Below are 21,307 nucleotides of genomic sequence, written 5' to 3'. Positions count from 1 at the left end.
CTTCGCGCCGCCACAAGGCTCAAACCTAAGTACGAACAATGATCAGCCCGTACCGTACTAACCATTATTCTAGCTTAGCCCACCACCTTTTCAAGAAGGTTGTTCCCCACTCTCATTTTCTTTTTTTATTGTTATTCTGTTTCTTGTATCGGCACTTAATAATTTATAAAGGGCTGCAAATAAGGGGACAGTGAACATCATTCCAAGAATTCCAGAAATTCCCCCACCGATAATAACAGCGGCAAATACCCATACACTTGGGAGCCCGATTGATCTTCCAACCACTAGGGGATAGGTAATACGGTTATCTAATTGTTGAAGGAGAATAATAAAGATCAAGAAAATACCGGCTTGAAGTGGCGAAACAGCAAAAATGATAACTACGCCGACACTGGCTCCAAGGATGGCCCCAATTATTGGAATTAAAGCACCAAATGCAGTTACAACTCCGATCATTGAGGCATATGGCATTCGTAAGATCGTCATCCCGATAAAACATGAGATTCCAAGAATAGCGGCATCTTTACACTGCCCAACGATATAGTTACTGTAACTTTCATCAAAGACTTTTAGGACTCTAATTATTTGTGAATGGTATCGGCTAAAGTATGTTGAAAGTAACTTAGTAAATTGATGTTGCAACATTTCTTTATAAATCAAGAGGTAGATTGAAAAGAAAAATGCAATAATTGCAGTTGTGGCAGCTGAAAATACAGACGAGGCTGTTGAAATAACCGTACGAAAAGTTCCCCCAACACCAGACGTAAGGTATTTCCCAATTTTATCCCATTGAATTTTATTAATATCAAAGCTATTGATGAGGCCTTTAAGATCACTACTGTGTTCAAAGTAATCGATAAAATGGTTGATAATATGACTATGATTTGCAATGAGCAGTTTTACACACGTAATAAGTTCAGGAATTACCAAGGCAAAGACAACGGCGATTATTAGAATAATTGTTAAATAGGACATCACTATTCCAACGGGTCGCTTGAATTTTTGCGCACTTGGTTTTTTAAATAAATACGAGTATAGGTATTCATACTGTTTCAATAATAGGTTAATAATATAGGCAACGATCCCTCCAATTATGAGAGGTATGGTTGCCGAAAAAATTGTTTGGATAAATTTAGCGATGATTTCCCAGTAGGTAATTGCTAAGTAGAGGATAAATAGGGCCAATACTAAGGAAATATGACGACGATTAATATATTGCTTCACGATAAATCTCCTCTATTATTAAGCTTTTGATAAAGTTTAACTAAATAATTATGACTGTCCACTTGTTCATGACAATTATTTTGATCATGTAGGTTAATTTCATAAATACTAGTAGCAGCCGGGTTTAAGTGGGGTAAAACATTAGCCCAGTCGATTTTACCAGTCCCGAGAGTAAGACTATCATGAGTCTCACCCATTGAATCAACTAGGTGATAATGAACAACCCGCTCTTTTAAGTGTTCTAGGGATGCTGCTAATTTTCGGTTATTTCCATGAAGTTCAATAAAACAATGGGAGGTATCAAAGGCAAGGCGATAATCATGCGCAAGAATTTCATCTTCTTGAAAGGGATCGCCATAAGCAAAGACGGGTGCAATCGAATTTTCAAACATAATATGCTCCCCACCGGCATCTGCAAAATGATCCAATCGCTGATAAACAGCGTCTCGGGCATCTTCTACACTAGGATAAAGTGAAACAAAGTAACGTGATTCTGGACCGGCATAGCCACCATGAATCAAAACTTGAACATCAAGGTCATCAGCTAAATAAAGTAGTTTTTCAGTTGTAAATTCGATGAAGCGATATAGGTCGGGATATTGTTTTTCAGGGGCAACTACTTCTGAATGATGAGCTTGAAATTGCATTGGATGATGCAGAATAATATTTTTAATACCAGCATCTTTAACGTATTGGATTGCATCATAGAGATGACGATAACCCTCGTCAGTAAAGTCATGAGCATCAGTGTAAAATTCATAAGTAGTAGGATTGTACTGTAAGCGGTCATCAATTTGGTTTAGTTGACTGCTCCCTTTTAATCCTAATTGTGGTAAGAACATAAAAATTTACCTCCTAAAAAACTAACTACTATTTTATCTTACCAGATTTTGAGTAATTTCTTATGGTAAGATACCATATTGAGGAGGTGTTTCACATGGAACAATGGTTGCCGCGTCAGCCATTAATCTTGACACCAACTATTCCGTTGATGTGGACAGTGGGATGGCTTTGTACAATGTCAGCGTATATTATTTTAGGTGGACAACCACCATCTCCAAATCAGTTGCAGGACTCTGTTTTACTGGTTTCAGCTGTCATTTTAGTAATGAATATTTATAATTTAATATTAATTTATCAACGAACAGAAAAGTATCGAAATCTTTCTCCTTATGCACCAAGGGCTTTGCTATTAGCTCTTATTTTAATTATTTCGATTGTCTTAGCCTGGGGACAGCCTAAAGTAGTTCTAATTCCTAGCTACTTAAATATTTGGGTCATGATATTTATCGTTTTAAATTTCTTACAAGCTCTTTTGGGACAATTTTTTGCTCTCCTAGAACGGCCGCAATCACGTCGAAAATTTGCTTCGATGTATTGGCCAATAGTAGTTTTATGCAGTGCAGGAGTTATAACTCCCCCAAGTTTAGAATTACATAATGGTTGGACTTTACCGTTCATTATTGGGGATTGCATTTTACTCGTTTTTTTTATTGCAAGAAGTTGGCAGGAGATACCAAGAATACTTGTTATGGTTCCAGCTAATAATAGTATTATCTATGAACTGTTAATTGGAATTAATCTTGCAACAATAATTTCAACAGTAGTGAGTGGGGTACTTTTTATTGTTTTTAACTTTAATAATACCGAAATAAGCATAGTGTCGGCGTGTTTTGCGCTCAGTCCAACAATAAACGGAATCAGTGGATTAATAATAGGAGCAATGCAACGCTATAATAATGATTATCGATATGGGCATGTAAAAGGACACCCACAAAGATATATTTACTGTGGGATTCTTTTGGTGATTATTTTCTTGATATTAGGTTTTAGTTTGAAAAAAATCTAATAATTTCTAATTATGAACATGATTTTTTTGTGTATTAATTTGTAAAATATTGCCGTTATTGAACAATTGATACAATAAAATACATAATTAATGTGTTAGTATCATGTATAGAAAGCGCATACAATTTGGAAACGATGTATAAAAAAGGTTGGTGTTCAGACATGCATGGATTTATTGGTGAATTTTTTGGCACCATGGTTTTAATCCTCTTAGGAGCAGGATGTTGTGCTGGTAATAGTCTAAATAAAACGTATGGTAAGCAAAGTGGCTGGTGGTTTATCTGTATTTCATGGGGATTAGCAGTTACGATGGGAGTTTATGTTGCTGGATTTCTCGGTTCATTAGGACACTTGAATCCGGCGGTAACAATTCCTTTTGCAGTATTCGGATTATTCCCATGGAGTAATGTTATTCCTTACCTGCTCGGTCAATTTTTAGGTGCATTTGTTGGTGCAGTATTAGTAATTATTCAATTCTATCCACAATTTAAAGCAACTCCCAATGAAGAAGAAGGAAATAATGTTGGGATATTTGCTACTCGTCCAGCAATAAATAGTCCAATTTTTAACTTTTTTTCAGAAGTGATTGCAACTTTTGCATTTATTTTTGTACTCTTAAATCTTGGCAACTTTACGCAGGGATTGAAGCCATTTATTGTAGGAATGGTTATTGCAGTTGTTGGTACATGTCTTGGGACAACTACTGGCTTCGCCTTAAATCCGGCCCGTGATTGGTCACCACGTTTAGCATATACTATTTTGCCAGTTCCTAATAAGGGAGCCTCAGAATGGTGGTATGCATGGGTTCCAATGTGTGGTCCAATTGTTGGGGGCCTTCTTGCATGTGCATTACAAACAGCACTAGTTTAGTAACCAAAAAGCCCGATTATTAGTCTTGCACTAATAGTCGAGCTTTTTAAGATAAAGATTATTATTAGTTAACTTTAACCGGTGTATCAGCTTCTTCACCATTAATTAATTCAAGATTGTTGTCAAAAGCATTAAGAACCATGTTACGAACAGCATGAGTAGTATAGAAAGCTGTATGGGGAGTAATAAGAACATTTGAACGATCTATCAGGTCTTTAAGTCGCTTGTCAGGGAATTCTTTGCCTCGCCAATCTTCATTAAAGATTCCAACTTCATCTTCGTAAGTGTCCATTACAAAACCAAAGATCTTTCCGCTATCAAGGCCTTCGATTACAGCATCTGTATCAACTAATGCGCCTCGTGAACAGTTAACAATTACAACGTTATCTTTCATTTTAGCAATTGCGTCTTTATCGATCATGTGGAAGTTCTCTTTGGTAGCCGGAACGTGAAGAGAAATCACATCAGCTTGAGCATATAGATCATCGAGGCTATTAACATAGTATCCTTGCTTCTTTAATTCTGGATTTTCAAATGGATCGTACGCAATTACCTTAGCACCGAAACCTTCCATAATTTGCATGTAAACTCGTCCAATATGACCAGTTCCGATAACACCAATAGTTTGATCACGCACTTCTCGACCAATTGTGGGGGCCCAACGTAAATCACCATTAGCAATTTTTTTATCTAAAACTTTGGTTTGGCGAAGAATTCGTGCTGTTTGAATAGCAGCATGTTCAGCAATTGCGTTTGGTGAATAAACAGGAACATTCGTGATTTCAAAGCCAAGTTCTTTTGCCTTATCCATATCAATGTTATCAACGCCAACATTTCGTAATGACATCTTGGTAATTCCTTCGTCAGCCAGTGCTTGAAGCGTTTCTGGTGTGTAATCGAGTTGTTGATATACAATTACCCCATCAGCACCTTTAGCCTTTGCTGCAGTTTTAGGGGTCAGTAATTCATCCGTATATTCTACTTCTACTTCAGGATGATTTTCCACCCATTCTTTAACGTAGGGCACTTCATCTTTTCTAATGCTAAAAGCGAAAATTTTTTTAACCATAAATATCTGTCTTCTTTCTGTCTGTATGTGCCAAAATTATGTAACGGCTTTCATATAATATTTTATCTTATACAAAAGTATTAAGTAAAGAGATTATCAGAATAAAAGCTAATTTCTCCAAAAGTCTGTATAATAGTTCAAGATGACTAAAATTATAGATGAAGGAAGGATTAATGTGATAAGAATAGCACGAAAAAATTTAGCCTTCTGGGCAACAATTGGGGCAATTTTCTTCCTGCTAATCCAAGTTTCGTGTGACCTATATTTACCAACAGTTACCGCTGATCTTGTCAATCGCGGAATTGTCCAAAAAGATATGGGCGTGATTTGGAATAAAGGAATTAAAATGCTGATTGTAGCCGCAATCGGATTAGTGGCCGCCGGGTTAAATGTTTACTTTGCGGCAACCCAATCAATGAAGGTCGGTGAAAAATTAAGGAGTCAAATTTATCATAAAGTTTTACGCTTCTCAAATCGTGAAATGGATGAATTTGGTGATTCTTCACTAATTACACGTTCGACTAATGATATTGTACAAATTCAAAATGTGATGGTTCAAATGTTGCGGATGATGTTGCAGTCGCCGGTTATGTTGATTGCGGCTTGTGTACTCGCCTATGTTCGTGAGCCGCAGCTTACCAAAATATTTTTTATTAGTTTGCCAGTACTAGCGATTATTGTAATGGCAGTTATGTATTTTGCCGTGCCTTTATTTAAGAGTATTCAGAAAAAGACTGACCGGATTAACCTAGTTTTTCGCGAAGGATTGACAGGAGTGAGAGTGATTCGCGCTTTCCGGCAAGAAGAACGGGAGCAGAAACGCTTTAAAGCAGCTAATGAAGATTATACGCAAACCGGAATTAAAGCTTTTACAATTGTTTCGACATTGTTTCCTGTTGTAACGCTTATTTTAGGAATGACAAATGTTGCTATTATTTTACTTGGAGGCCATCTGGTAGCAAATATGAGCATGCAAGTGGGGGATTTAATTGCATTTATGACTTATGCTAATCAGATCATGATTAGTTTTATGATGCTTTCGATGATCTTTGTCTTTGTTCCGCGGGCCTCAGCATCAGCAGCGCGGGTTAACGCTGTTTTGGACCAACCAATTAGTATTCATAATGCACCAGAAAAAGATCAAGCCAAAATTAGCGTTGATCACCCCGCTTCCCTTGAATTTAAGGATGTTGATTTTCGCTTTAATGGGGCCGAAAGATTAGCATTGCAGGATTTAAATTTTAAAGTCTCTGCAGGCCAAACCTTAGCAATTATCGGGGGAACCGGTTCAGGTAAATCAGCTTTGGTTAATTTGATTCCGCGGCTCTTTGATGTCGAGCGGGGTGAGATTAAAGTCGATGGAGTGCCGATTAAGAAACTTAGTCAGCATGATCTCCATGAGGTTATTTCAATTACTCAGCAACAAGCCGTTCTTTTTAGTGGAACGATCCGCTCCAACCTTAAGTTTGGTTATGAAGAGGCAACAGATAAGGAAATGTGGCGGGCCCTTGAAATTGCCCAGGCGGCTGATTTTGTTCGTGAAGAAGGTGGATTGGATACAGTTGTCGAGCAAAATGGGAGTAACTTTTCTGGTGGTCAACGCCAGCGGTTGGCAATTGCGCGGACAATTATAAAACCCGCTTCAATCTATATTTTTGATGATTCGTTCTCGGCACTAGACTTTGAAACCGATGCTAAATTACGGGCTGCCTTGGCAAAGGATCCTCAAATTCAACAAGCAGTTACCGTAATTGTGGCGCAACGAATCTCTACCGTTGTTGATGCTGATCAGATTATTGTCCTTGATGAAGGACGAGTAGTTGGCCAAGGGACTCATCAGGAATTGAAAGCCCATAATAAGACTTACCAACAAATTATTCAGTCACAAGTTGAGAAAGGAGATGTCGATCGTGCGTAGAGGACCACGAGTACCTGAACAAGCCCAGCATTTTTGGCCAACTACTAAACGGTTGATCGCCTATTTACGGCCATGGCGGGTAGGAGTCATTATCTCCATTCTCCTGGCTATTGTTTCCGTGATTCTTTCAATTTTGGCCCCAAAGATCTTAGGTGAAGCTACTACGATTATTTATGATGGGATGCTAAAGGGCTATGCAGAGATGAAGGCGGGTGCCCATTTAAGTACTTTGCCGATTAACTTCCATCGTATTTGGCAGATTGGCATTACTGTTATTCTCCTGTATCTTTTCTCCGGATTATTTAGTTTCTTGCAATTACAAATTATGACACGGATATCGCAACGTGTTGTTTATAATTTACGGCAAGATTTTGAAGAAAAAATGCGTCGAGTACCAATTAAATATTATGATACGCATAATAATGGAGACATTATGAGTCGAATGGTTAATGATATGGATAATATTGCAGGAACACTCCAGCAAAGTTTGATCCAGATCATTACGAGTTTGTTAACTTTTATTGGTGTTTTCATTATAATGCTTACAATTAGTTGGAAATTAACGCTCATTGCCCTTGTCACTATTCCTCTTAGTGTTTTAGTGGTTACATTCATAGCACCTACTTCACAACGGTTATTTGGTCGCCAACAAGCAGCTTTGGGAAAAATAAATGATCAAGTTGAAGAAACATATGCTGCTCATACAATCGTACGGACGTTTAACAAGGAACAAGATGAAGAAAAAAAGTTTAATAAAGAAAACCATCAATACTACCAAGCGGCATGGAAAGCACAATTTTTCTCTAGCTTAATGATGCCGATGATGATTTTTATTCGCAATCTTGGTTACCTTGTTGTAGCGGTTGTGGGGGCAATTCAAGTGATTCATGGACAGATCACCCTTGGTAATGTACAAGCGTTTCTGCAATATACTAATCAGTTTTCTCAACCAATTGCCCAAATTGCTAACCTTAGCAATACGATTCAGCAAACAATTGCATCGGCGGAACGGATTTTTGCAGTACTTGATGAGCCAGAAATGGATACTGAGATTAAAGATGTGCCTGCCCTAAAAGGAGAAGGGATTCCCAAAGTTGAATTTAAAGATATTAAATTTAGCTATACTGATGAACCGCTTATCCAGGACTTTAACCTTAAAGCCCCCCGAGATCAGATGGTCGCAATTGTTGGTCCGACTGGAGCAGGAAAGACAACCATCATCAATCTGTTAGAACGTTTTTACGATCCGCAAGGTGGCCATATTTATCTAGACGGGCAAGATACCCGTTCGATGACACGGAATACTTTGCGCAAACATATTGCAATTGTCCTTCAAGATACATGGCTTTTTACCGGAACAATTTTTGCGAATATTAAATATGGTAATGAGAACGCTACAGATGAAGAGGTTTATCATGCGGCGAAAATGGCTCGTGCCGATGCATTTATTCGTGAATTGCCAGATGGCTACCAAACTGTATTAGATGAGTCAGCATCTAATATTTCACAGGGTCAGCGTCAACTATTAACGATTGCTCGTGCATTTTTAGCGGACCCAGAAATTCTAATATTAGATGAAGCAACTAGTTCTGTTGATACCCGAACAGAAGTGTTAATTCAAGAAGCAATGAATGCTTTGCAACAAGAACGAACCAGTTTTGTTGTTGCACACCGTTTGTCAACAATTCGTAAGGCTGACCAGATTGTGGTTGTTAACCATGGAAAGATTATCGAGACCGGTAATCATGAATCACTGATGGGTAAAAAGGGCTTCTATGCTCAGCTTTATAATAGTCAATTTGCTGGAAATAGTTAAAGAATGAAAGTGGAAAATAGCCTTCTTGACAAGGCAGCGGATTAAGCTAGTTCCACATTACCTTGCTATTGTTTGTGAAAACAGTTGAGGGGCTGTGACATAAGTCAGGTTCCTTTCACAAAAGACAAATAGCGTAGTACAATAATAGGCCTCCAACGCTCGGTAAATCCGAACATTGGAGGCCTATGTTACTTGGAGGGTCTTAGAGGCTAGTTTCGTTTTCGAGCCCCCGCTTTTTTATCCATTTTTACAAATTTTTATCCATTTGGAATGTTAACTTAGAAAGTTCCAAACCATTCATTACTAATTCAGCCATTAAATCTTTTGTTCGTTTAGCCATTTCGGTAACCATTTCATGGGTCTTTGAACTTAAGAAAGCACTGACTTCAGAAGATGACATCCCCTTAACCTGCGGAGCCACATCATTAACCCAGCGGTAGAGATATTCACGGGCATCTTTGAGATAATCCAAGTCTGCCTTAGAAAATTTCGCATGGTGTGATTCTACAATCATTGAAAGTGCCCGATACATCCAGTAAGCACTCTTTAAATCCATATTAAGTTTCTTTGGTGTTTCCCGATAGCTTACATCGATATCTTCAGCATTACCAAAGAATGGGACGTATGGGGTAAAGGTAGGAATACCGAAGCTCATCCACATAATCGTTGAGGCAGCTTCCGGTAAGTCATTACGAACCTGAAGGACATGGGAATTTTGCGTCCGGTTTAGTGAAATTGGCCGGAACATATGCTTTTGCTGCTCAGTACCTTCATGGCCTAGTGGATCGTAAGGAGTTCCTTGGTAGTGACTACTGAGGATTTTTTCCACGTCTTCAAGGGTAATTCGGTGGTCTGTTTGCATAATAAATGGAATATCAAAATCAAGCGGATCAAATTCAGTTTCCGGATTTAGCACCTTATGACCGTACCATTGTCGTGGAGTATTGTAGTGTTGATCAAAAATATCAGCAGTTCCGAAAATATGGCGGAAATTCCATTCATACTTGTCTGGATTTAAGTGGTTCTTTGCAACAAATTCTTGAATTCCGTTCGACCACATAAAGTTAGCTTTATCATTAAAATCAACTTGTTGAATAGCAATTCGGTTTCCGGTAACAGCGTATGCATCATCTGGAATCCGTTGCGCAACCCAATGATGTCCGGTAACGATTTCCATATACCAAACATCATCTTTATCACTGAAGATAACCCCGTTTCCTTCTGCAGAACCGTATTTAGCGATTAATTTACCGAGGTAAGTCACTCCGTCTCGCGCACTATCGATGAAGGGAAGAGTAGCGGCGACGATAAGGTCTTCATTAATTCCTGTTTCAGTATTAAGCGGATCACACGCTAAAACCCGTGCATTAGCATAAACACTTTCTGTGGCGCTCATTCCGACGTTTTTTTCGTTAAAGCCACTTTCGTCAAAGACCCCTTCAGTTTTGTAGTTGACATTAGGAGTACCTTGGTAGCGATAACCATCGGCAGGGCGATCAATTACGCACTTATTTAAATAAGCTTTAACTTGATTGGGGTGATTATGATATGCCGGATAAGTTACAAAGCGCTGTGGTGTAAGTGGAGCGAAAGTATCATCGTTCCGTGCTGCCATGGTCGAACCGTCAATTGTAGCATTACGGCCTACAAGGACGGTTGTACAAGCAGATAAATTTTTCTTCATTTTTTCAGGACCTTTCTATAATGACCTTAAATGACCTTAAATAAAACTATAGTAATAAGTTTAGTCTTCACACCTAGGGAGGTCAATCAATGGTAGACTACTTTTGTTCTAAATCAGCAAAAGTGGCATGAACTAATCCAGCTAGGTCTTCAGCGTTTAGTTTAACCGATCGACCAACTTTTCCAGATGAAACATAAATTTCGCCTTGTTCTTTTGCTTCATTATCAATAAAAATCGGATATTGAAATTTTTCATAGATTCCTACGGGTGTGTTAGCACCATGAACATACCCCGTTGTCTTTAACAAGTTTTTAAGAGGAACCATGTTAACTTTTTTGTTGCCGGAAACCTTGGCTAATTTCTTTTCATCAAGGTGAGTATCAACGGGGATAACACCGACTAATGGGCCAGTTACATTACCAGTAAGAACAAGGGTTTTATAAATAATGTGTTCGTCAATGCCAGTATGGTCAACACTCATGGAACGGACATCGCCATCTTGATGTGTAGGAAACTCAGCTTGTTCATATGAAATATTATTTTTATCTAAGATTTGTTCTACCTGCGTTTTTTTCATTTTACTTTTTTTATTCTTTTTACTCATAAGAAGATCCTCCTAAATTTATCTGGATCGCACCAATATTTTACAAAAAGATCCCAATTTAAAATAGGTCTGCTATACTTAAAGTGTATCATTAAAATTCGAATTAAATAAATCCGAGGAGTTAATTAGATGGCAGACTTAGTATACCGCTCAGTAATGCGTGATATAAAACAAAAAATTTTAGATAATGAATACCCCGGAATGCGGCTACCGGATGAACGAAGCTTAAGTGAGATTTACGCGGTAAGTCGAAGTTCCATCAAACGAGCACTAGGTGTACTGGCACAAGAAGGAATTATTTTCAAAAAGCGCGGTTCGGGAACCTTCATTAATCCGCTCTACCTAAAAAATCAATCCTTATTTCATTATGAGGGGAGTAATTTGGGGGTTACAGATAGTTTCCGTACTGATGGGAAGAAGCAGGGGATTAAATTGCTTGATTACCAAGTTGTTCCCGCAAATAAGGATGTTCAAGAAGAGCTGTTCCTTAATGAAAATGACTTTGTTTACCAAATCAAGCGGTTACGGCTAATTGATAACCAACCTTTTATGATTGAAACAGGTTTTATTCCGATTAAGATTACGCCAACATTATCTCCTGAAATTGTTAATGGCTCTATTTTTAATTATCTTGAGGATAAGATGGGAAAACGAGTTACCAAGTCATTCATGACCATTGGTGTATCACCATCAGATAAACAAGATCAAGATTTACTAAAATTGAGCTCGACAGAACCAGTAGGCATAATTGATGGGATCTTCTTTTTAGATGATGGGACACCATTTGAGGTTTCAAATATGCGTATTCACTATAAATATATGAAATATAGCACGTTTGTTAGCTTAGACCAAGAAGGCTAATATTAATTTAAGTTTATTAGATTGTCATAAGTTTTCTGAATATAGCTATAAAGGGTAGCAAATGATGTTAGACTAAAGATGTTAGCCAGTTTACAAAGATAAAGCTAAACTAAAAACGGCTTAAAATTATTAATTTTTTATAATTGGACCGTATCAATTTGTAAAAAGGTTGACTTTTTGAAAAAACAGTTTATCATTAACATTGTAAATTTAATGATTTACGTTATGTTGTTAGAAAGCACAGGACGTATTGATTTATTATAGAAGGAGTGTTTATTAGATGGCAGTAGATTACGATTCCAAGAAATACTTGGAAAGTGTTGATGCTTACTGGCGTGCAGCTAACTACCTTTCAGTTGGTACATTATACTTAATGGGTGATCCATTACTTCGCCACCCATTAAAGGCAGAAGATGTTAAGCCTAAGCCAATTGGTCACTGGGGTACTATTGTTCCTCAAAACTTCATTTACGCACACTTGAACCGTGTAATTAAGAAGTATGACCTTGATATGTTCTACATCGAAGGTTCAGGTCACGGTGGCCAAGTTATGGTTAACAACTCATACTTGGATGGTTCATACACTGAAATTTATCCTGAATATACACAAGACACTAAGGGAATGGCTAAGTTATTTAAGCACTTCTCATTCCCAGGCGGTACTGCATCACACGCTGCACCTGAAACACCAGGTTCAATCCACGAAGGTGGGGAACTTGGTTACTCACTTTCACACGGTGTTGGTGCTATCTTAGATAACCCAGAAGTTATTGCCGCTGTTGAAGTCGGTGATGGTGAAGCTGAAACTGGTCCATTAATGGCATCATGGTTCTCAGACAAGTTCATCAACCCAATCAAGGATGGTGCGGTATTACCAATCATCCAAGTTAACGGATTCAAGATTTCTAACCCTACTATCCTTTCACGGATGAGCGACGAAGAACTTACTAAGTACTTCGAAGGTATGGGCTGGAAGCCATACTTTGTTTCAGCTTACAAAGAAGCTGACCGTGATGGTGAATTCAAGGGTTACAAGCCTCACATGGAAGTTCACGAAGAAATGGCTAAGACTTTGGACAAGGTTGTTGAAGAAATCAAGGCTATTCAAAAGAATGCTCGTGAAAACAATGATAACTCATTACCACAATGGCCAATGATTATCTTCCGTGCACCTAAGGGTTGGACTGGTCCTAAGACTGACCTTGATGGTAACCCAATTGAAAACTCATTCCGTGCACACCAAATTCCAGTTCCGGTATCTCAAGACGACATGGAACACAAGGATGTTCTTGTTGACTGGTTGAAGTCATACAAGCCAGAAGAATTATTTGACGAAAATGGTCACCCAGTTGCTCTTGTTGAAGAGAACACACCTGAAGGTAACCGTCGTATGGCTATGAACCCTATCACTAATGGTGGTATCGATCCTAAGCCACTTGTATTGCCAAACTACCGTGATTTTGCTATTGATGTTCAAAATCCTGGTTCTGTTGTAAAGCAAGACATGCTTGAATGGGGTAAGTACCTCAACAAGATGGCTGAATTGAACCCAACTAACTTCCGTGGATTTGGTCCTGATGAATCTAAGTCAAACCGTCTTTACGCCTTCCTTGATGGTCAAAAGCGTCAATGGATGGAAAGTGTCCACGAACCAAACGACGAAGATGTGGCTCCACAAGGTCGGATGATCGATTCACAACTTTCAGAACACCAAGCTGAAGGATTCCTTGAAGGTTACACATTAACTGGTCGTCATGGATTCTTCGCAACTTACGAAGCATTCGGTCGTGTTGTTGACTCAATGCTTACTCAACACATGAAGTGGTTACGTAAGGCTAAGGATCTTTACTGGCGTCACCAATACCCAGCATTGAACTTTGTTGATACTTCTACTGTATTCCAACAAGACCACAACGGTTACACTCACCAAGATCCAGGTCTATTGACTCACTTATTTGAAAAGGAACGTCCAGACCTCGTTAAGGAATACTTGCCAGCAGATACTAACTCATTAATGGCTGTATCTAACAAGGCATTCCGTAACCAAGAATGTATCAACCTCTTCGTAACTTCTAAGCACCCACGTGCACAATGGTTCTCTATTGATGAAGCTACTCAATTGGCTGACAATGGTCTTGGCTACATTGACTGGGCATCTACTGACCAAGGTGCTGAACCAGATGTTGTATTTGCATCTTCTGGTACTGAACCTACTGAAGAAGCTCTTGCAGCTATTGACATTCTTCATGACAACTTCCCTGAATTGAAGATTCGTTACATCAACATCATCGAAATTATGCGTTTGATGAACACTGACAAGAACCCTGAAGGTTTAACTGATGCTGAATTCAATAGTTACTTCACTACTGACAAGCCAGTTATCTTTGCATGGCACGGATTCCGTGACATGATCCAAGCATTGTTCTTTGATCGTGCTAACCGTAACGTTCACATTCACTCATACGAAGAAAATGGTGATATCACTACTCCATTTGACATGCGTGTATTAAATGAACTTGACCGGTTCCACTTAGCTAAGGACGCTATCCAAAGTGTTCCTGGTTACGAACAAAAGAGTGCTGCATTTGTTGCCAAGATGGACAACATGATCAACAAGCACAACCACTACATCCGTTCAGAAGGTAAGGACTTACCAGAAGTTACTAACTGGACTTGGAAGGGTCTTAAGTAATCAGCTACTGATTGCTAATTAAACACTTAATAAATTAAGAAAAGAGATCGAGTTTAACTCGGTCTCTTTTTCGTTTAAAAATTGGTGAACTTACCTTACTTGTAAACTCTTTAAAATAAGAATAGACTTTAAACGAAGGTAATATTATTTTTGTTATAAAAGATGGAAGGTGGAGCTTATCAATACAAAAGAAAAAAGTCCTAAAAAGTTATCATTTATTTCAATTTATTTTTTAGGTATTAATGGCGTTATTGGCTCAGGTGCTTTTTTGCTACCCCAAGTTATCTATAAGGATATGAATTTAACAAGTGTCCTTGTCTTACTATGTGCAGCAATTACTGTTAGTATGGTTGCGTTATGTTACGCAGACCTTTCTAGTCGGTTTACAGGCTCAGGTGCGGCATGGCTTTATTCCTATAATGCATTTGGCCGGTTTACTGGCTATGAGCTAGGTATCTTTACGTGGTTTCTGGGGTGTTGTACTTTATCCGCAGAAGTAGTAGCTTTGTTGACCACTCTCCGAAGTTTCTTGCCGGTTTTTAATACTCATTGGGTGTACTATGTCTCTGTTTTTGGATTAATTTTATTATTCTCAATTATTAATTTATTCGGTCGGACACTTGTTAAGTTAGTCGATAACCTCTCTTCAGCTGCAAAAATGATTACAATTATTGTCTTTATTGTTGTTGGCGCTTTTTGCATTCATTTTGTTAATTTTTCGCCGGTAATTCCGCATGCAGCAACTACTGGGGCAATGCCGCTTGCAAAACATTTTGGAGCGGCATTTAGTGTTGTCTTCTATATGTTTACTGGCTTTTCCTTTATTCCGATTGCTGCAAAACAAATGACTGATCCTGAGAAAAATATTCCTCGGGTATTGATCGCTGTAATGGTTAGTGTAACGATTTTATACTCGCTAATGATGTTAGTTGCAATCGGGATATTAGGGGCAAAAATGGTTCGTTATAGTACGCCAATTGCAAATGCCTTTGAAGCAGGGGTTGGTAAATGGGGTTACATTTTGGTGATCGTAGGGATGCTAATTAGTATCTTTGGGGTTGCTTTTACGGCCTCCTTTAATACTCCTTCATTGATTTCGTCTTTAGCAAACGAACACGCAATGTTACCAAAGTGGATTGGGAAAAAGAATACCCATGATGCACCCTGGGTAGCAATCATTCTTACGGCGATTGTTTCAATGTTATTAGTTACACAATCTTACCTCTTTCTTGTTTCTTGTATTGTGCTGGCTTCGTTTGTTCAATACGTCCCATCAATTTTAGCAGTAATTAAGTTTAAACATACTAATGAATTTCCTAATCATGGATTTAAACTTCCTGGGAAATATATCATTCCAGTGCTAGCACTCTTAATTTCATGCTATATGGTAACTAATTTCACGATTAAAACGATTACAGTTGGAGTTGTTGTGGCCGTATTAGCTGCGGTTTCTTACTTCTTTATTAAGGTTGATGAGAAGCACGAGGCTCATCATCACGCAATGTTGGAGAAGCTAAAACATTAATTATACTAGGTGAGAGGTGGTTTAATGGAAATAACAATCAAACGAGATGGTCTAAAACTATATGGCCTTCTTGAAGGAACAACGACGATCAAAAATGATACAGTTGCAATTCTTATGCATGGATTTAAGGGCGACCTTGGATATGATGATTCCAAGATTATCTATGCTCTTTCGCACTATTTAAACCAACAAGGAATTCCAACATTACGTTTTGATTTTGATGGGACTGGTCATAGTGATGGTGAATTTAAGGATATGACAGTTTTCAGTGAAATCTTAGATGGAATGAAAATCATCGACTATGCTCACACAACGATGCAAGCAAAGAAAATTTACCTAATTGGCCATTCTCAAGGTGGGGTAGTTGCCTCGATGTTAGCAGCTTATTACCGCGATATTGTTACAAAACTTGTACTACTGGCACCTGCAGCAACCTTGAAAGATGACGCTTTAAAAGGAGTTTGTCAGGGAAGTAAGTATGATCCTAATCATATTCCAGAAACAGTTGATGTGCATGGCTTTTCTGTAGGAGGCAACTATTTCCGCACAGGGCAACTCTTGCCAATTTACGAAACGGCGCAGCATTATCAAGGGCCTACACTGCTAATTCATGGATTAGCTGATAATGTAGTTTCCCCGGAGGCTTCCAAAAAATATAATGTGATCATGCCTAATAGTGAGTTACATTTAATTCCTGGAGAGGGACATATGTTTAATGGATCACGACGGCAAGAAATTCTGGAACTGGTAGCTAAGTTTCTGAAAAAATTAGGTTAATAATTAAAGGATCGTTAACGTTTGAGAGAATGTAACGGTCTTTTTGATTAAAATGTCGCCCTATCTGAGTGCTTATTTCATGGTATAATTTAGCATCAGATTAAATTAAAGAAAAGGAGCGAGTGATTAACTATGAACTCAATTAAAGCAGTGTGTAAAACCTACTTGGTAATTGGGTCGCTAATTTTTGGAATGTTATTTGGGGCGGGAAACTTAATTTTTCCGGTACACTTAGGACAATTAGCCGGTAACCAGTGGATATCAGCAACGGGTGGATTCTTGCTTTCCGGTGTTCTTCTACCATTATTTGCATTACTAGCGATTAGTATTACACATGCAAACGGATTATATGAACTGGCTTTGCCAAACGGGAAAAAATTTGCCCTTGTTTTTCTTATTCTGGTTCAAATAATTATTGGACCCTTATGTGCAACCCCGCGCACAGCAACTGTTCCCTATACAATTGGTGTTGCGCCATATTTAAGTAAGGGGATGCAAGGGTGGGGATTATTAGTCTATACCGGGGCATTTTTCCTGATTGTTTACTTTTTTGCAGTGCGGGAAGGGAAAATTACCGAGATAATTGGAAAAGTTTTAAATCCGCTTTTCCTCATTATGTTATTTTTGATCTTTCTTCTTGCTTTTATTCATCCAATGGGAAGTACAACTGCTCCCCAACCAACTCCAGAATATGTTAATCATGCCTTTAGTAATGGTTTTATTCAAGGATATAACACCGTTGATGCGTTAGCGGCATTGGTTTTTGGTGTTACGATTATCACCGCAATTCGTCAACTCGGTTTTAAATCTCAACAATCAGTTTCACTTGCTACTACTAAGGGAGGAATGATTGGGATTTTAGGAATTGGGGTTTTGTACATCGGGCTAATTTACCTGGGGACAACGAGTCGGCACCAATTCGCAATCGCAGATAATGGAGGAACAACCCTAAATCAAATTGCTCATTATTATATGGGAAATTTTGGAAATATATTATTGCTAACTCTTGCGACGATTACTTGTATGACGACGGCGATGGGGTTAGTGGTCGCTTTTGCTCAAGACTTTCACTATCGTTTTCCCCAGATTTCTTATAAAACCTTTTTACGAGGAAATTGCCTATTATCATTTCTGGTTGCTAACATGGGATTAGACCGGATCGTTTCATGGTCGATACCAGTTTTAATGTTTCTTTACCCTCTAGCCATCGTGTTGATTCTACTAGGTATTTTTTCGCCCCTATTCAAGGGAGCTTCCTTAATTTACCGGATCACGACAGGTATAACAATGATTCCAGCTTTTTTTGATATGGTAAATGCCTTTCCACCGGTTTTACGGGATACCTCAATTAGTATGACATTGATCCATTTTGCAGAAAAGTATTTTCCTTTGTACCAACTTGGCTTTAGCTGGTTACCTTTTACCTTTGTTGGCCTATTCATCAGTATTTGTATTTGGTACTCTCATCAGCGGAGTCGTGTATAATATAAGAGAATGAGGTGAGGAGTTATGCAACGACAGTATTTAAGTATTGATATTGGTGGAACAGAGATAAAGAGTGCTTTAATTGACCACTCTGGTAACATCTTTGAGAAAAATCATGTTGCAACTCCTCATCAAAAAGAAGCGTTTCTGGCTGCAATCTATGCTGTTGTTGAGCCAGTTTTAGACAAGGTTACTGCGATTTGTGTCAGTCTTCCAGGTGTCGTTAATCCGGCAACGGGAGAGGTAAAGTTTACTGGTGCCCTTGGCTTTATGGGGACCTTTAACTTTGCGGCCTATCTGGAATTACGAGCTCATTGTCCAGTATATGTTGGTAATGATGCTAATTGTGCGACATTGGCGGAAATGTGGCTTGGCAATCTCAACGGTATCAGTAATGGTGCTGTGATCACATTAGGGACTTCAGTTGGGGGCGGGATTGTTATTAATAGCCAGCTCTTGCATGGACCACATTTTCAGGCGGGTGAATTAAGTGCCATGATCATTGATAATGATGCGCCAGAACTTCACTATTCAACCATGGGGGCTACTACTTCAGCAGTTAAGATGATTGAAACAATGGCTGACATTTGTGATATTAAGGATAAAACAGATGGCCGGCGAGTATTTAAAGAAATCAATCGTCATAATCCAGTTATTTGGTCCTTATTTGAAGGCTTTTGTCGTCGGGTAGCCGTATTGATCTTAAATATTCAGACAGTTGTTGATTTAGAACGTGTGCTCATTGGCGGTGGCATTAGTGCACAAAAAATTTTAATTGATGAAATAAAAAAGCAATTTATGATTCTGCAAAAGGATGATTACCGTCTTCGTGATGATGTTACGATGCCAGAAATAATGACCGCAAAATTTGGCAATGAAGCTAATTTATTAGGTGCATTATATGGGTTATTATTGACAATTGAATGAAAAATAAAGAGGGAGGCAGAGAGAAAACTTTTTTCTCTCTGCCTCCCTCTTTATTAAGAGCAATGTCAACGGCCTATTTTCTGTACGGATAATGCGCCATTACGGGAACTTCATTCCAGGGAACGGGAAAGCCAGCACCATGAGTACAGAAGACAGAATCAGGAGTGTTTTCCAGGTCAGCAACCGGATCATAATCAATGTCCCTGATAACATCTTCAGTATTATGGCATGGATGGTAGCCGGCAACGACAAGATCGAGATGTCCCTGGCCGTGAGTGTAGGTACGAATACTTTGGGCATAGTCCCGCATTTCCACAACAGGTGCTGTCCCGGTAATCGTGGTTAGGGTTTGATCATTAGCTTCCTTAAGTTCGAATGTCCCATGCATTTGTTGAATATCATTAATCGCACGTCCGACTTGGTCATTTGGGATTTTAAGATGAAAAGCATACCAAGGTTCTAATAATTGGCATTCGTTTTGTTTCTTCAACTCCATCAATCCTTGACGAACAGCGCGCCAACTAGCCTGACGAAAATCTCCACCGACTGTATGTTTTATGTGACCGCGACCACCAATGAGGGTAATTTTGACATCGGTAAGTGGAGTACCCGTAAGGACCCCCAGATGCTCTTTAGCCTGTAAACTAGTTAGGATTTGATGTTGCCAATTACGGTCAAGAATATCCAGACTGCAGTCACTACTAATTGTAATTCCAGAGCCTGGTTTTCCGGGTTCTAAAAGAAGGTGAGCTTCGGCATAGTGACGTAGTGGTTCAAAGTGACCGACCCCTTCAACTTTGTTAGTAATCGTTTCTTGATAGAGAATTTTTCCCTCGTCAAATGTAACCTTCAATTGGTATCGTTCCAGAAGCAATTGTTGTAGGATTTGAAGTTGAATTTCTCCCATGAGTTGAACGTGAATCTCTTGGATGTGAGAATTCCAAGAAATTTGTAGTTGTGGATCTTCATCTTCAAGCTCTTTTAAGGCCTTGAGACAAGTATGCAGGTCCGCTTTATCAACTTTAACGGCATAATTTAGGACTGGCTTTATAAGTGGCGATGGGAGTGACTTTGTTTTACCGAGGCCCAGTCCAGGGGATGTGGAAGTTAAACCGGTAAGTGCACCAACTTGACCAGCGCTTAAAACTTGACTTGTGGTAAATTTAGCCCCGTTATATATTCGGATTTGGTTCACTTTTTCTTCGTTTAACAAAATTGATTTAGCTGGAACTTTGCCACCGAATACGCGAACCCAACTAAGCCTGTTACCCTTGTCATCATGGGAAATCTTAAATACCCGCATCGCAAACTCATTAGTAAACTCAGGAGTAACGGTCCATTTCTCAAGGCCCATTAAGAAATTAGTGATTCCAGTTAACTTTAGGGCTGCTCCAGTATAACAAGGGAACACTTTGCGTTGTTTAATCAATTGCTGAATTGTTTGATCGCTAAGACTGCCAGTATTGAGGTAGTTCTCTAAAATTGTGTCATCCTGCATGGCAATCGTTTCACGAACCTCATCAGTTAATGGATCAGCAAAATTAAGGCAACCCGGTGAAAATTCTTTTTGCAGTTGCTTAAGAACGCCGCTAGGATCGGCACCAATCACGTCAGTTTTGTTAATGAAAATGAAGGTAGGGATATTATAACGCGCAAGGAGATCCCATAATGTACGTGTGTATCCTTGAATGCCGTCAGTAGCTGAAATTACAAGAATTGCATAATCAAGAACTGGTAAGACTTGTTCTGTTTGACTAGCAAAATCGACGTGTCCCGGGGTATCGAGAAGGGTAAGCGCAAGGTCATTGTATATTAGTTCAGCTTGATGGGTAAAAAGAGTGATTCCGCGCTGCTTTTCAAGCGTGTTAGGATCTAAAAAAGCATCCCCATTATCCACTCGGCCTAGCTTTCGAATAGCTCCGGTTTCATACATGAGTGCTTCAGTTAAAGTTGTTTTTCCAGCATCGACATGAGCAACGATACCAGTAACAATTTGTTTCACCTTGT

At 38.9% G+C, this 21,307-nt stretch carries 16 protein-coding genes; 10 read left to right on the top strand and 6 right to left on the bottom strand.

Annotation, left to right across the window (positions count from 1 at the left end; translation table 11 throughout):
• Positions 1 to 90: 90 nt before the first annotated feature.
• On the bottom strand, positions 91 to 1,224 hold the full coding sequence (locus tag H5R88_RS00435; protein ID WP_182578614.1) for an AI-2E family transporter: 1,134 nt from the start codon (positions 1,222 to 1,224) through the stop codon (positions 91 to 93).
• On the bottom strand, positions 1,221 to 2,066 hold the full coding sequence (locus H5R88_RS00430) for a sugar phosphate isomerase/epimerase family protein (protein ID WP_182600012.1): 846 nt from the start codon (positions 2,064 to 2,066) through the stop codon (positions 1,221 to 1,223). The genes H5R88_RS00435 and H5R88_RS00430 overlap by 4 nt, the downstream gene beginning before the upstream one ends.
• Before the next feature lie 62 nt (positions 2,067 to 2,128).
• Between H5R88_RS00430 and H5R88_RS00425 the strand changes: the two genes are divergently transcribed.
• Positions 2,129 to 3,073 carry a hypothetical protein gene (locus H5R88_RS00425; RefSeq protein ID WP_182600011.1) on the top strand — a complete coding sequence of 315 codons (945 nt, stop codon included), beginning with the start codon at positions 2,129 to 2,131 and terminating at the stop codon, positions 3,071 to 3,073.
• A 161-nt stretch (positions 3,074 to 3,234) separates the two neighbouring features.
• Entirely contained in the window at positions 3,235 to 3,942 is a 708-nt protein-coding gene (locus H5R88_RS00420; protein ID WP_182600010.1) for an MIP/aquaporin family protein, read from the top strand.
• Between the two features lie 64 nt (positions 3,943 to 4,006).
• On the opposite strand, the gene H5R88_RS00415 is transcribed toward H5R88_RS00420, so the two are convergent.
• Positions 4,007 to 5,011: a D-2-hydroxyacid dehydrogenase gene (locus tag H5R88_RS00415; RefSeq protein WP_182600009.1), complete on the bottom strand. Its 1,005-nt coding sequence runs from the start codon at positions 5,009 to 5,011 to the stop codon at positions 4,007 to 4,009.
• A gap of 175 nt (positions 5,012 to 5,186) precedes the next feature.
• Between H5R88_RS00415 and H5R88_RS00410 the strand changes: the two genes are divergently transcribed.
• A complete protein-coding gene (locus H5R88_RS00410) occupies positions 5,187 to 6,929 on the top strand; it encodes an ABC transporter ATP-binding protein (RefSeq protein ID WP_182600008.1) in 1,743 nt (580 codons plus the stop codon).
• Positions 6,913 to 8,745, top strand: coding sequence for an ABC transporter ATP-binding protein (locus H5R88_RS00405; RefSeq protein ID WP_182578620.1), 1,833 nt, complete (start codon positions 6,913 to 6,915; stop codon positions 8,743 to 8,745). Before H5R88_RS00410 ends, H5R88_RS00405 begins: the two co-directional genes overlap by 17 nt.
• Before the next feature lie 247 nt (positions 8,746 to 8,992).
• On the opposite strand, the gene H5R88_RS00400 is transcribed toward H5R88_RS00405, so the two are convergent.
• Together H5R88_RS00400 and ybaK are read right to left on the bottom strand one after the other, a co-directional pair.
• On the bottom strand, positions 8,993 to 10,429 hold the full coding sequence (locus H5R88_RS00400) for a C69 family dipeptidase (protein WP_182600007.1): 1,437 nt from the start codon (positions 10,427 to 10,429) through the stop codon (positions 8,993 to 8,995).
• A 97-nt stretch (positions 10,430 to 10,526) separates the two neighbouring features.
• Positions 10,527 to 11,033, bottom strand: coding sequence for a Cys-tRNA(Pro) deacylase (ybaK, locus tag H5R88_RS00395; protein WP_099979999.1), 507 nt, complete (start codon positions 11,031 to 11,033; stop codon positions 10,527 to 10,529).
• A 129-nt stretch (positions 11,034 to 11,162) separates the two neighbouring features.
• Between ybaK and H5R88_RS00390 the strand changes: the two genes are divergently transcribed.
• The 6 genes from H5R88_RS00390 (at position 11,163) to H5R88_RS00365 (ending at position 19,300) form a co-directional block, all read left to right on the top strand.
• Positions 11,163 to 11,894: a GntR family transcriptional regulator gene (locus H5R88_RS00390; protein ID WP_182578622.1), complete on the top strand. Its 732-nt coding sequence runs from the start codon at positions 11,163 to 11,165 to the stop codon at positions 11,892 to 11,894.
• Positions 11,895 to 12,174: 280 nt separating this feature from the next.
• A complete protein-coding gene (locus H5R88_RS00385; protein ID WP_182600006.1) occupies positions 12,175 to 14,586 on the top strand; it encodes a phosphoketolase family protein in 2,412 nt (803 codons plus the stop codon).
• Between the two features lie 169 nt (positions 14,587 to 14,755).
• Positions 14,756 to 16,111, top strand: a complete 1,356-nt coding sequence (locus H5R88_RS00380; protein ID WP_182578624.1) for an APC family permease — start codon at positions 14,756 to 14,758, stop codon at positions 16,109 to 16,111.
• Between the two features lie 24 nt (positions 16,112 to 16,135).
• Positions 16,136 to 16,888 (top strand): alpha/beta hydrolase, encoded by a 753-nt coding sequence (locus tag H5R88_RS00375; protein WP_182600005.1) that lies wholly within the window; start codon positions 16,136 to 16,138, stop codon positions 16,886 to 16,888.
• A 132-nt stretch (positions 16,889 to 17,020) separates the two neighbouring features.
• Complete coding sequence (gene brnQ, locus H5R88_RS00370; RefSeq protein ID WP_182578626.1) at positions 17,021 to 18,373, top strand: branched-chain amino acid transport system II carrier protein; 1,353 nt, start codon at positions 17,021 to 17,023, stop codon at positions 18,371 to 18,373.
• Positions 18,374 to 18,397: 24 nt separating this feature from the next.
• Positions 18,398 to 19,300 (top strand): ROK family protein, encoded by a 903-nt coding sequence (locus tag H5R88_RS00365; protein WP_182600004.1) that lies wholly within the window; start codon positions 18,398 to 18,400, stop codon positions 19,298 to 19,300.
• 73 nt (positions 19,301 to 19,373) lie between these two features.
• On the opposite strand, the gene H5R88_RS00360 is transcribed toward H5R88_RS00365, so the two are convergent.
• Positions 19,374 to 21,302 carry an elongation factor G gene (locus tag H5R88_RS00360; protein ID WP_182600003.1) on the bottom strand — a complete coding sequence of 643 codons (1,929 nt, stop codon included), beginning with the start codon at positions 21,300 to 21,302 and terminating at the stop codon, positions 19,374 to 19,376.
• Positions 21,303 to 21,307 lie beyond the last annotated feature (5 nt).

Origin of the sequence: Limosilactobacillus agrestis (assembly GCF_014145585.1) — a bacterium.
Taxonomy (GTDB): domain Bacteria; phylum Bacillota; class Bacilli; order Lactobacillales; family Lactobacillaceae; genus Limosilactobacillus; species Limosilactobacillus agrestis.
The sequence above is the reverse complement of the archived record's forward strand: the minus strand, read 5'-3'. Positions and strand labels throughout refer to the sequence as shown.